This is a genomic window from Aromatoleum evansii, from assembly GCF_012910805.1.
GTDB lineage: Bacteria > Pseudomonadota > Gammaproteobacteria > Burkholderiales > Rhodocyclaceae > Aromatoleum > Aromatoleum evansii.
In genome coordinates, this window is the sequence record NZ_WTVK01000099.1 from 1 (window position 1) to 11,493 (window position 11,493).

Annotated in this window: 15 protein-coding genes and 2 pseudogenes; 5 read left to right on the top strand and 12 right to left on the bottom strand. The window is 62.4% G+C overall.

Annotated elements, in window-relative coordinates; translation table 11 throughout:
- Nucleotides 1-127: 127 nt before the first annotated feature.
- Both GO615_RS26295 and GO615_RS26300 read right to left on the bottom strand, forming a co-directional pair.
- Nucleotides 128-738, bottom strand: a pseudogene (locus GO615_RS26295) (IS3-like element ISAzo10 family transposase); the annotation flags it as partial.
- A 61-nt stretch (nucleotides 739-799) separates the two neighbouring features.
- A pseudogene (locus tag GO615_RS26300) lies at nucleotides 800-1,063 on the bottom strand (transposase); the annotation flags it as partial.
- Nucleotides 1,064-1,189: 126 nt separating this feature from the next.
- Between GO615_RS26300 and GO615_RS26305 the strand changes: the two are divergent.
- Entirely contained in the window at nucleotides 1,190-1,480 is a 291-nt protein-coding gene (locus GO615_RS26305; protein WP_169132822.1) for a hypothetical protein, read from the top strand.
- A 175-nt stretch (nucleotides 1,481-1,655) separates the two neighbouring features.
- Here the strand turns inward: GO615_RS26305 and GO615_RS26310 are convergent, their stop codons facing one another.
- The 7 genes from GO615_RS26310 to GO615_RS26340 all read right to left on the bottom strand — a co-directional run bounded on the left by GO615_RS26310 (nucleotide 1,656) and on the right by GO615_RS26340 (nucleotide 4,703).
- Nucleotides 1,656-2,147: a GNAT family N-acetyltransferase gene (locus GO615_RS26310; protein ID WP_169132823.1), complete on the bottom strand. Its 492-nt coding sequence runs from the start codon at nucleotides 2,145-2,147 to the stop codon at nucleotides 1,656-1,658.
- Complete coding sequence (locus GO615_RS26315) at nucleotides 2,144-2,431, bottom strand: type II toxin-antitoxin system TacA family antitoxin (RefSeq protein ID WP_169132824.1); 288 nt, start codon at nucleotides 2,429-2,431, stop codon at nucleotides 2,144-2,146. The genes GO615_RS26310 and GO615_RS26315 overlap by 4 nt, the downstream gene beginning before the upstream one ends.
- A 163-nt stretch (nucleotides 2,432-2,594) precedes the next feature.
- Nucleotides 2,595-2,960 carry a hypothetical protein gene (locus GO615_RS29720; protein ID WP_211167373.1) on the bottom strand — a complete coding sequence of 122 codons (366 nt, stop codon included), beginning with the start codon at nucleotides 2,958-2,960 and terminating at the stop codon, nucleotides 2,595-2,597.
- Between the two features lie 594 nt (nucleotides 2,961-3,554).
- Nucleotides 3,555-3,803: an addiction module antidote protein gene (locus GO615_RS26325; RefSeq protein WP_169132825.1), complete on the bottom strand. Its 249-nt coding sequence runs from the start codon at nucleotides 3,801-3,803 to the stop codon at nucleotides 3,555-3,557.
- 29 nt (nucleotides 3,804-3,832) lie between these two features.
- Nucleotides 3,833-4,051: a type II toxin-antitoxin system RelE/ParE family toxin gene (locus GO615_RS28735; protein WP_211167374.1), complete on the bottom strand. Its 219-nt coding sequence runs from the start codon at nucleotides 4,049-4,051 to the stop codon at nucleotides 3,833-3,835.
- 107 nt (nucleotides 4,052-4,158) lie between these two features.
- The gene (locus tag GO615_RS26335) at nucleotides 4,159-4,434 is read right to left on the bottom strand and encodes a type II toxin-antitoxin system RelE/ParE family toxin (RefSeq protein ID WP_041656042.1); all 276 of its coding nucleotides are present in this window, start codon (nucleotides 4,432-4,434) and stop codon (nucleotides 4,159-4,161) included.
- On the bottom strand, nucleotides 4,434-4,703 hold the full coding sequence (locus tag GO615_RS26340) for a CopG family ribbon-helix-helix protein (protein ID WP_015435492.1): 270 nt from the start codon (nucleotides 4,701-4,703) through the stop codon (nucleotides 4,434-4,436). The genes GO615_RS26335 and GO615_RS26340 overlap by 1 nt, the downstream gene beginning before the upstream one ends.
- 380 nt (nucleotides 4,704-5,083) lie before the next feature.
- Here GO615_RS26340 and GO615_RS26345 point away from each other — a divergent pair, with 380 nt between their 5' ends.
- Together GO615_RS26345 and GO615_RS26350 are read left to right on the top strand one after the other, a co-directional pair.
- A complete protein-coding gene (locus tag GO615_RS26345; RefSeq protein ID WP_211167375.1) occupies nucleotides 5,084-5,689 on the top strand; it encodes a DUF6398 domain-containing protein in 606 nt (201 codons plus the stop codon).
- Entirely contained in the window at nucleotides 5,686-6,051 is a 366-nt protein-coding gene (locus GO615_RS26350) for a hypothetical protein (RefSeq protein ID WP_169132826.1), read from the top strand. The genes GO615_RS26345 and GO615_RS26350 overlap by 4 nt, the downstream gene beginning before the upstream one ends.
- 140 nt (nucleotides 6,052-6,191) lie before the next feature.
- Here GO615_RS26350 and istB read toward each other — a convergent pair whose 3' ends face one another.
- From istB to GO615_RS26365, 3 genes are all read right to left on the bottom strand, one after another.
- Complete coding sequence (istB, locus tag GO615_RS26355; protein ID WP_169132827.1) at nucleotides 6,192-6,995, bottom strand: IS21-like element helper ATPase IstB; 804 nt, start codon at nucleotides 6,993-6,995, stop codon at nucleotides 6,192-6,194.
- Nucleotides 6,988-8,478 (bottom strand): IS21 family transposase, encoded by a 1,491-nt coding sequence (istA, locus tag GO615_RS26360; protein ID WP_169132828.1) that lies wholly within the window; start codon nucleotides 8,476-8,478, stop codon nucleotides 6,988-6,990. Before istA ends, istB begins: the two co-directional genes overlap by 8 nt.
- 330 nt (nucleotides 8,479-8,808) lie before the next feature.
- A complete protein-coding gene (locus tag GO615_RS26365) occupies nucleotides 8,809-9,714 on the bottom strand; it encodes a LysR family transcriptional regulator (RefSeq protein WP_169132829.1) in 906 nt (301 codons plus the stop codon).
- Nucleotides 9,715-9,821: 107 nt separating this feature from the next.
- Between GO615_RS26365 and GO615_RS26370 the strand changes: the two genes are divergently transcribed.
- Complete coding sequence (locus GO615_RS26370; RefSeq protein WP_169132830.1) at nucleotides 9,822-10,988, top strand: mandelate racemase/muconate lactonizing enzyme family protein; 1,167 nt, start codon at nucleotides 9,822-9,824, stop codon at nucleotides 10,986-10,988.
- 201 nt (nucleotides 10,989-11,189) lie between these two features.
- Nucleotides 11,190-11,493: hypothetical protein (locus tag GO615_RS26375; RefSeq protein WP_169132831.1), on the top strand; the 304-nt coding region annotated here is incomplete at its 3' end.

An 11,493-nucleotide genomic window follows, 5' to 3' on the forward strand; every position in this document is an offset into this window, starting at 1 on the left:
CTGGTCGCCGATCAGCGCCGTCACGCTCAACCCCGAGCGCGATGCGATCGTCAGCGAACATTTGCATGCTGAAGACATAGGGCGGTTAGTTGCATGAATCAGGCGACAACTATCTTGACTTGCTCCGGTCCTGTGTCTTCCACCGCTGCAGCGTGCGAACCGTAATGCCAGCCACTTCGCAGGCCGGGCGCAAACGCGCCCCGCCCGCATGGGCAGTCTCGATGTGGCGGACCGTCGTTTGGCGATCTTCCAGGCCGATCATGCGTCCTCGTCCTTGTCCTTGGGAAAGATCGCCTCCATTTTTTTTGACAGCACCAACAGTGCTGCCGCCTCGGCCAAGGCCTTGTCCTTGCGACGCAACTCGCGCTCGAGCTCCTTGATGCGTCGCCGGTCGGCCTTCGTCTGGCCCAGGCTGGCACGCGCCTCCTCAGGTTCGGCCAGCGCCTCGGTCGCTGCGCCACGCCACCGCTCGAGTTCCTGCGGATATACGCCGTTCTCGCGGCACCAGGCGCCCTTGCTGGCCTCGTCCATCGCCGCCGTTGCCAACACCGCTTCGAATCGGGCCCGCGCTGTCCAGGCCCGCTCGCGAGCGGGCCTGGACAGCGCATCTGCGCGCCAGCGCTCCAGCGTCCCCGCCGAGATGCTCAGTTCGCGGGAAACTGCCTCCACCGATGCGCTCTCCGGCGGCAACAGCCTCGCTACCGCCTTGTCCTTGAATGATTGTCCGTATCTGGCCACTTCGTTCTTCCGTGATCGCCCCTCGGTTTCAGATTCTATCGAGGCGACATCTATTCTGACTCAGGGGGAAGTCGATATGCTCGACCAGCGCGCGCTCCGAGCGAATCGAGAACAGGCATTGCAGCAACGACGCACGCAGCAATCGTTCCGGGGCAATCGAGGGGCGGCCGCCTTCGGCATAAAGCGAATCGAAAGTCGGCGACATCGCACGCAGCACCAAATCGGCCAGCACTTTGACTCGACGCAACGGGTGGTCGGCAGGAATGCGGTCCTCAATATTGACGTAGCTAAGAAGGGCGTTCTGTTTGTGGTCGGTGCCGCGCATCGGGATTATTGGCTTCTTGATCCGCATGGAATTATACCGACCATGAAAGCCTTGCCATTGCTGGAATTTTATTAAATCAACAGCCTGTTAGCACGCGAGCGCTATCAGCATGAGGCGCTGCAGGAAATGATCGTCTCAGGTATTGAAGAAAAGGTTTTGGACGAGACCTGTGTGCAACCGACCGATGCAGATCTCGCTTACGACTGGATCGGCAACTTTGTCGACATTCTGCCTCGGATTCGAAACATCCACGCGCACGGGACGAGTATGCTCTACCCGAATGTTCTCCGCACGTTCGATATCGTGTCCGACTTGATCAATCAACTGTATCGTTCTGATGCTCCTTTACAGAGCAGCGGGGAATCCCGGGGATCTCTGACCGACACGATTACCAAGGCTTGGGCCACCATTGGCTGACAAGCAGTAGTCTACTTTGCGCACTCGATGCCACGTTGTCGGCCTCAGCTGCCGGCCCGCCTGCACCGATTGAGCGGTGGCAGTGGTGCCGACAGCTGCCGCATGGCGCTCAGCGGCGCCATGCCTGACCCTTGGGTCGGATTCAGCCCGCCTTGTGCGGGCTTTCTTTCGCCGGCTACAGTCCCTCTCGGAGATCAGTTATCGTCGCCATCAAAGTCATCGGATCGAGGGGAGACGGGTCGAATCCGACACGCTCGTAAAAGGCCTGGGCGGCCTCCGACAAGGCGTGAACGATCATGCCACGAATGCCGATGGCGTCGGCAGCGGCGATAACTCGTAAACAGGCATCACGCACGAGCGCGCGGCCCATCCCGCCACCTTGAAGCGAATGGTCGACCGCAAGCCGGCCCAGGACGACCACCGGGATGGGATCAGGCATGTTGCGTCGTAAGCGGCCGGTGGCTGCCTCCACCGCCACGGCACTGGAGGCCAGAGCGTAATAAGCGACCACCCGGTTGCCGTCGCAGACGACAAAGGTACGGGAAGCGCCGGTCGCCTGATTCTTTAGTGCACGCTGTTTGAGCCAGTGATCCAGACCCTCGACGCCGCAGGAGAACGCCGTTGTGTCGTGATGCGCAGCCAGCGGTTCCGGCGCAGAAAGACTCACTGCCGATCCCACGGGGCCGGCGTTTGCAGGGTTTTCTGGAGGCGGGGATTGGGGGCCGGGGCGCGGTCCAGGCGAGCCACGAACTCGGCGTAGGCCGCCGGACTGACCGCCAGCAGGGCTTGATCCAGCAGAGCTTCTTCGGCAGCGGCCCGGGCCGCATCGAGAATGAAGTCGGTGCGGTTCTTCCCCCGCGCCTTGGCGGCACGGTCAATGAGCCCGCGCACTTCGGGTTTGATGCGCAAATTCAGCGTATCGCGCTTGGCGATGGGGGGAGTAGAGGGCATGGCCGATCCTTTCCTTCAATGGCCGCAGTATAGCAGGCGTAGTGTCATTGTCAGTACACGATGCAACCCTGCCGTGTGAATCAGAAACGACCGCATAGAGAACTGCATCGCACACCGGTTTAACCGGGGGCGTGGCCGCTATCGCTCCACAATTGGGGCGACTTCAAATAGGCAGTGCGCAACCCCAGGGGCTGCGCACGATGCCACAACGTGCCCGTATCTCTCGGGCCGCTTCGTCGGCGAGCAAGTCCATCGCCCCGGCAAACGAACCGGCAAACATGTAGCACAGGCGCCCCTGCGTTTGAGACTGAGCGAGCACGAAGGCCGAGCGCTCAAGAACGATGGTCGCCCGAGCCCTGAGTGAAATCCGTGCCGATGCCCACGCAATCTTCACTGACCAGATTGATCGTGTCGTCGATCGCCTCCACGTAATCCACCACGTTCGCGTGGATCCCCGGAAGGGCGGGAACATGGTCACGCCGATGAAGCCGCCGCGATCGGCGATGAAGCGCAACTCCTCGTCGCCCATGTTGCGGGCGGTGCTCCTTGAGCCCGTCGGGCAGGCAGTGGGAGTAGCACACCGGCCTGTGCGGACGCCAGGATCGCTCGGCTGAACACGTGACTGCAAAGAAAGGAAAGGCTCGCTGCGGCGGCGCGACAGCGCGGGGGAGTCTGCGACGCGGGAATCCAGTGCTCTTACCTGGAAAAACAACCACTTCCCGCGTCACAAGTCACAACTTCGTAATGACGAACAATTTTGCAAGTTCGCCAAGTACTTGATTTTTGGGGCGACATACCGGGATCGAACCGGTGACACCTGGAGCCACAAGACTGGGTCCTAACACGTATAATCAAACACTTGCGTCACTTTTCTTTCAAAACAACGTCGCGCCAAAGCCAGCAACTGCACAGAACTACGCAGGACTTTTGAAAGTCGTTGGACGTCACTTGATTTCTTCCAAATGCATACAGCAATGCGGCATGGCGCTTCGTGAAGCCACGCAAATCTCACGCAGGGTTTCAGGCCTGTCGCCAGACAGCAATGCAGGAGATGCGCAGCGCTGCAGCGATCAACCCGGCGCCTGGCGCGGTGCCGCATGCAGTTGCAGGCCCAACGCGTGCGTCATTTGAGGATGGTGGCGAAGCTCGGATTGCCCTCGCCGGAAAGTGCTTTGTACAGGCTCTCCCGCCCCAGACCGGAGTCCTTGGCCAGTTGGGTCATGCCTTTGGCGCGCGCAATGTCGCCCAGCGCCTTGGTGATGAAGGCCGCATCGTCCCCGGCTTCTTCCAGGCAGGCCTCGAGGTAGAGCGCCATGTCCTCCTCGGTCTCGAGGTGCTCCGCCGTGTTCCATTTGCGCAGTTTGAGTGCCATCGCCTTCTCGTACAGTTCCCGTGCCAGCTTCAAGCAGTCTGGATGTCCTTGGCTTGGGTCGACTTGTCGCCGCCCGCCAGCAGGATCACCACTTCCAGGCCGCGCTGCGTGAAATACACGCAGTAAGTGCGATGACCCAGATCGTCATATGCGGGCGCCGAGCGCCGATCAGCGGCACGGCTGGCTATTTTCGCGCCACATAAAACGGCGCGATACTGAATTCGCGCCACAAGCAGGCGATCGCACACCTGCCGCTCAATGCAAAGTTCGCCAGACAGTGGTACTCTTGGTTGGCGGCCCCACACAGGCTGGCAAATTGCGCTCTGGCTTTTAATAGGTTGGCGCCAAGGCCATGTCAGCGATCCTCTCGGGTGTGCCACAGCCTCAGCATGTAGATCGTCGATTCCTGAATCTCATAGCGCATCTCGTAATGCCCCACAAGAATCCGCCGCACCTCGCGCGGCTCGAATTCATCGAGCCGTTCGCCGATACGTGGGTTCACCAGCAAACTTGACGGCGCAGCCGTGAGCGCCTGTATCGTGCGCGCAGCGGCAGGCTTATTCACCGGGGCGAGAAATTCGTACAGACGCGCCAAGTCGGAGAGCGCCTTGCCGGTCCACTTCAGCTCCATCAGCGCGGCACCGGCAATGGTGTGTCGGTGCCGAGACTGTCGGCCCATGCCTGCACGGCCTGATGGTCAATGACCCGACCGGCGTCCACGTCGGCAAGCGCCTCGCGGGTCAGGCGGCTGCGCTCTTCCTCCTGGTCGATCCAGGCCGACAGCGCCTGCTTCATGATCCAGCCGCGCGATCGTTCAAGTCGGGCAGCCATCTGATCGACTTTTTCCGCCAACGGGAGGGGGACATGTGCGGTCAGTACTTTGGTTTCGGTCTGTGCCATTTGAACTCTCCGGCGTCTGCGGAATTACACGATTCATCGGAACTTGCCGGAGTCAGCACCCCGGTTATCCCGGCTCGGGGAGGATGCCCCGCCGCCGTCACGGCGTCGGTTGAGTCCCCGGCCACGACAAGTTGCGGCCGCTCTTCAAAGAGCCTACTTCTCGCAGCGATTCGATTTTAATCTTAGTGATTGGAGATGAATCAATCAAGTGACGGGTCGGTGTGACCGACGACGGGCAACTGTTCCTCGAGTCACTTGCGCAGCCCGCCATCTGCAGTAGCATCTCCACCGGAATTGCCTTTCGTTCGACGCAGTTCCGGCGACCGGTGTGGAACCGTCTGCAGTCGTCACATCGAGAATCAGCCCGAGCGGCAGGTTCCATGAGCCGTATCGTCCGGTCCCGACCCGTTGGTGTCGGCTGGCCAATCAGTGACAATGTTGCGTCTTGCCTTCTTGCCGCCACCATGACCACGCCCGAGCGAATTCCCAAGGCCATGGCAGAGAAATTCGCTGCCATCACCGCATTGACCGACGCGTTCTGCGCGCAGCACCTCAACGAAGAATATCGCCGGATGATCCACCGTGTTGTGGGCGCGCTCGCCCGCAAACGCCCTTCGCCGCTGTCGAGCGGCAAGGACTGCGTCTGGGCGGCTGCGGCCGTGCATGCGGTCGGCCGGGTGAACTTCCTCGACGACCCGGCGCACGATCCTCACTGCAAGCCGAAGGTCATCTACACGTTTTTCGGGATCGCCGAGAGCACCGGGCAGAACAAGTCGAAGGCGATCCGGGACACGCTCAAGATGGGCACCTTCTCGCATGAATGGACCTTGCCCAGCCGGCTCGCGGATAACCCGATGGTATGGATACTGCAGGTCAACGGCCTGATGATGGACATTCGCACCGCCCCGCTTGAACTGCAGCGCCTCGCCTATGAGAAAGGCCTGATCCCATTCATTCCCGCCGAACAGGCGGAAACGCCCGAATGAGCCGAATCACGCGCGACGCCATGGCCAGAGCGCTCATTGCTGCACAAGCGATGGACCTGCAGCAGAAAGAGCAACTCGCCGACGAGGTGTTCCGCACACAGCCGAACCTGCTTGGCTCCGTCGTCGTCTTGCCGCGGCTCGGCGTTGCGCTTTCGAAGGTCGATTTCGCGATCGAGATCCTGTTCGTCTGTTTCCAGGCGATGAAGGAATCGGGCCTGACCTGGCCCCTCATCACCGAAGATGATCAGGACCGTCACTTGCAGCGTTTCATCGCCATCACCCAATTCGGCGATGACCTCAACTGTCGGCGCGCGTCCAATATTACCCAGCCGTGCGCTTTGAATTTTACCCAGGGACTTTAGTCGCACGTCATCGCGTGGACTGCCTTTCAGTGTAGCCCAACGGATCGGTTTTTCGGTTCCGATGGTGGGCGTGTCGGAGTGCGCAGAGGGAACCCGCGCAGGGCGCGGCCCGGAGCGGGTTCCCTCTGCGCGGCGCCCGCTCAGAAGGGTTCGTCCTCCGTCACGGTGATCTTTCCGCGTTTGCTCTGCTCGCGCGCCCGGATGCGCGACTTCGCATCGGCCGTGCTTTGGCGGAAGCGGTAGGACTCGTTGCCGGTCTCGACGATGTGGCAGTGGTGCGTGATCCGGTCGAGCAGCGCCGTGGTCATCTTCGCGTCGCCGAACACGGTCGCCCATTCGCCAAAGGTTAGGTTGGTCGTGATCATCACGCTGGTGTGCTCGTAGAGCTTCGAGAGCAGGTGGAAGAGCAAGGCCCCGCCCGACTGGCTGAAGGGCAAATATCCGAGCTCGTCGAGAATCACCAAATCCATGCGCAGCAAGGAGAAGGCGAGGCGGCCCGCCTTGCCGGCGGCCTTCTCCTGTTCGAGCAGATTCACGAGATCGACGGTGGAATAGAAGCGCACCCGCTTGCTGTAGCCGGTGATCCCGGAAACGCCGATCGCCGTCGCCAGGTGCGACTTCCCGGTGCCCGTTCCGCCGATGAACACGACGTTGTGGGCGGCTTCGGTGAAGGACAGGGTCGCGAGATCCTTGATCAGTTCGTGATCAACCTTGGACTGTTCGAAGTCGAAACCGGCGAGATCCCGGTGCACCGGGAACTTTGCCGCGTGCAACTGGTAGGCGATGGAGCGCACGTGCCGGTCGGCGTCCTCGGCCTGCAGCAGATGTTCGAGAAGCCAGCGCGAACTCTGCACGGTCGTCTCCCCTTGAGCTGTCAGGTCAGCCCACGCGTCGGCCATGCCGTACAGGCGCAGGCTCTTGAGTTCGGCGATCAGGTCACGCATGGCTCGCCTCCCCACGCAGGCGGTCGTAGCGTTGCGGATCGGCTACCGGCGCCTCGCTCACGGTGAGCGCCGTCGCGACCTGCTCCGGTGGCGGTGTGGACTTGAGTCGGTTCAGCACATTCTCGACGTGTTCGGGGCTCGGGCGCCCGGAGTCGAGCACCACTTCGATGGCCACCAGCACGGTCTCCAGACCGTGCGCGGGGACGGCGGCAAGCACTTTGGCCATGAGGCGGTCGCCGCCCTCGCGTTTGAGGAGCAAGGCGCGCAGCCGCTGCAGCGGCTCGGGCATGTCGGCGAAGGGGGCACCGTTCCGCAGCGCCCCGGGCTTGCGCGCGATCAGCGGTAGGTAGTGCTGCCAGTCGTAGCGAGCCTCGTTGCGGCCAAAGCTGCGCACGTGGCTCGCCACCACCGCATCGTGGGCGACGAGGTCGATGCGCTCCGGGTAGACGCGGACGCCAACCACCTGACCCACCAGTTCGCAGGGCGCCGAGTAGCGACAGCGATCGAAGCTCACGAGGCAGGTACTCGACACCTTACCGACGGTCTCCACGTAGCCGTCGAAGGGCACGATCATCGGCATCAACTGCGGCCGTTCCTGGTCGAGCATCTCGACCAGGGTCAGGTCGTAGTCGGGATGCTTGAGTTCCTGCCACAGGCTGCGGCAGCGGGCCAGCAGCCACAGGTTCAGTTCCGTGAAGGAGCCGAAGCGCACCGCCGCCGCGTCCTGCCAGATGCGCCGCCGGCTGTCCTGCACGTTCTTCTCGACGACGCCCTTCTCCCATCCCGCGGCAACGTTGCAGAAGTCCGGGTCGAACAGATAGTGCGAGGCCATCGCCGCAAACCGCGTATTGACCACGCGTGCCTTGCCCTTCTTCACGCGGTCGACCGCCGTCTTCATATTGTCGTAGATGCCGCGCCGGGCAATTCCGCCCAGGGCCGCAAACGCCCGCGCATGCGCGTCGAAGAGCATCTCGTGGCTTTGCGTCGGGTAGGCCTGCACGACGAAGGCACGGCTGTAGCACAGCTTCAGATGGGCGACGAGGATCTTGCGCCACACCCCGCCGATCACGAGGTGTTCCTCGCTCCAGTCGAACTGGTGCGCTTCGCCCGCTTCGAACTGTAGCGGCACGAAGGCCTTGGTGACCGCGGCGCCGCGCTGCGCGCGCCAGCGCCGGATGAATTCGGTGACGCGGCTGTAGTCGCCGTCAAACCCCTGCGCGTGCAGTTCGGTGAAGAGTTTGAGCGCGCTGCGCCGATCCCGCACCGGTCTTCGCGCATCGACCTCCAGCATCTTCACCAACTGCGCCGCATACGGCGTGATCTTGGTATCCCCGACGCGGCGCTGATACTTCGGTTCCACCCCCTCGGGCGCCTGCAGCCAGTTGCGGATCGTCTTGCGCGTGAGCCCCGTGCGCCGCTCGATCTCCGACAGCGACAGCCCGTCGCGGTAGTACAGCCGCCTTACCTTACCCAGCATGTTCATGGTGATCATCTCCTCGGTTCCCCGCTTCACAACGGAAGCGGCGGAGGTTAATGACCATGGGTAATTTTCAGCGCGCACACCCCGCTAAAACTGGGTAGTTTTCATCGCGCGCCAACAGGTCGGCTCTCTGGGCGGAGCCGCCACTCGACGCGGTCGCTCACGGGCAGCAGCCCGGCCATCTTCGCGTCAAGTCCTGGCGCGCAGGATACCGATAGAGCTTCTCGTGTACATCCTCGGCACCCCGCAAGCGAAATTACTTGCGTGATTCGGAGAGCAGGCGCTATCTCCGCACGAAAACTGTCTGCGATTGCAACGCCATAAACCGACGGGCTATGCCGCTTCGCTCGCCAGTTGCTCGACCAGGAAGTTGATGAACGTCCTGACCCGGGCAGGCAGATTCTTCTTGCTCGGGTAGTAGGCGTAGAGATCCGCGCTCGGCAGCGTGAACTCGGGAAGAAGTCGCCGCAGCCGGCCGCTTTCCAGGTGCTTGATCACATCCCACTCCGAACGAATGACGATGCCCTGACCGTCCAGCGCCCAGCCCTGGACGATGTCGCCATCGTTACTGGACAGGGCGCCATGGACCTTGACGATCTCGGTGCGCCCGTCGACGAGGAAGCGCCACACGCCGTACGCATCGTCGTTCTGCCGATGGACGATGCAGCGGTGCCGGGTCAGATCGTCGAGCTTCCTCGGCGTGCCGTGTTTTTCCAGGTAGGCGGGCGAGGCGCAGAGAAAGCGCCGATTCGACATGATCCGGCGCGCATTGATCCGGTTGTCCGGCAACTCGCCAAACCGCACCGCGAGGTCGAAGCCCTTCTCGATCAGATCGATCGGACGATCCGTGACCTCCAGTTGCACCTCGACATCGGGATGCCGGGCGGTGAAGGTCGAGACGAGCGGCGCGATCACGGTCCGGCCAAATCCGAGCGGCGCGTTGACGCGCAGGCGTCCGCGCGGCGCGTGGCCGTTCCCCGAGACGATTTCGTCCAGCTCCCGCAGCTCGTCGATCAGGCGGCTCGCATGCTGGAGGTAGATCTCCCCCTCGGGCGTCAGGCTGATCTTGCGCGTGCTGCGATTGAGCAGTCGCGCACCGATGCGCTTTTCCATCGCCGCCAAGCGCATCGTGGCGGCCGGGGGCGTGATGTCGAGCGCCCGCGCGGCCGCCGATAGGCTGCCCAGCCGGTTCAGCAGCACGAAGAACTCGAGCTCGGAGAAGCTTGCAATCTTAAGCATTATTTAATAGTGATGTCACTTCAGGATGAAACATGAGGGCGACGCTTATAACTATCCTAGCGTCACTGGAGCTGACTTACCAGCTTCGAGCCCTCAAGGAGACGCAGATGAAAATAGTGGAAATTCGCGAGAAGACCGTTCCGATCAGCTCCCCGATCCGCAACGCCTACATCGACTTCAGCAAGATGACGCTCAGCCTCGTGGCCGTCGTCACCGACGTGATCCGCGACGGCAAACCGGTCATCGGGTACGGCTTCAACTCCAACGGCCGTTATGGCCAGGGCACCCTGATGCGCGAGCGTTTCATTCCACGCATCCTGGAAGCCGACCCGGAAAGCCTGGTCGATGCCACCGGCAACAATCTGGACCCGCACAAGATCTGGAGCTGCATGTTCACCAATGAAAAGCCGGGCGGCCATGGCGAGCGCTCGGTGGCAATCGGCACCATCGACATGGCGGTCTGGGACGCAGTGGCTAAGATCGAAGGCAAACCGCTCTTCCAGTTGCTGGCCGATCGATATGGCGACGGCCAGGCGAATCGCAAGATCTTCGTGTATGCCGCCGGTGGCTATTACTACCCCGGCCAGGATCACGGGAAACTGAAGGACGAGATGCGCAGCTACATCGATCGTGGCTACACGGTGGTCAAGAAAAAGATCGGCGGCGCATCGCTGGATGAGGATCTACGCCGGATCGACTCGATCCTGAGCGTGCTGCAGGACGGCCAGAAGCTGGCGGTGGACGCCAACGGGCGCTTCGATCTGGATACCGCCATCCAGTACGCCAAGGCGCTCTCGCAGTACGACCTGTTCTGGTATGAGGAGCCGGGCGACCCGCTGGACTTCGAACTGCAGGCCACGCTGCGCAACTACTACGACAAGCCGATGGCGACCGGTGAGGATCTGTTCTCGATGCAGGATGCGCGCAACCTGATCCGCTACGGCGGCATGCGCCCCGATCGCGACTGGCTGCAGTTCGACTGCGCGTTGAGCTATGGACTGGTCGAGTACCTGCGCACCCTGGACATGCTCAAGCAGCATGGTTGGTCGGCCAGTCGCTGCATTCCGCACGGTGGCCACCAGATGTCGCTCAACATCGCGGCCGGCCTCGGATTGGGCGGCAACGAGTCCTACCCCGACTTGTTCCAGCCCTACGGCGGCTTCCCCGATGGGGTCAAGGTAGAGAACGGCTACGTCACCCTGCCCGAGCTGCCCGGCATCGGCTTCGAGGGCAAGTCCGACCTGATCTGCGAGATGCGCAAGCTCGCGGAATAGGGGCTGAATCCAGCCCGTCGTCGAAGGGCGACGGGGGGACTTTGCGCGTCACGAGGCGCTATCGGATGCGCTCTCGCCTTGTGGGAAAGCGGCTCGTCTGGCCGCGCGAGTTGGTTGCCGATTCGGCCAGAGTCTGCGGGCAGGGATCCGGCCGGTCTCCGAGCGAAGGAGCCTTTCGAACGGCCACTTTGTCGGAACGACGTGCGGCAGCTGTTGGCCGATTGTGCCAGTTCGGCCGTGTCGCTCCAAAGCCGCCGTTGCTACGGCGGCTGCGACGACGAGCGGCAACTTCCCCTTCGGGAATTTGCCGTTCATGGTGCCTATGTCGGCGTGGTGACCGAAATTGTCGGCAAATTGAGCTGCCGCCCCGGCGCAGCGTCGATCGAGCGCGACGACCTGCATGACCGAGACCCGCCCAACGATCGGGATGGCCTCCTCATCGGCGCTGACCTGCGTCGCCGCCCGCATGACGCCCTCGCCAACAGTCGCGCGGCTACCCTCAGCC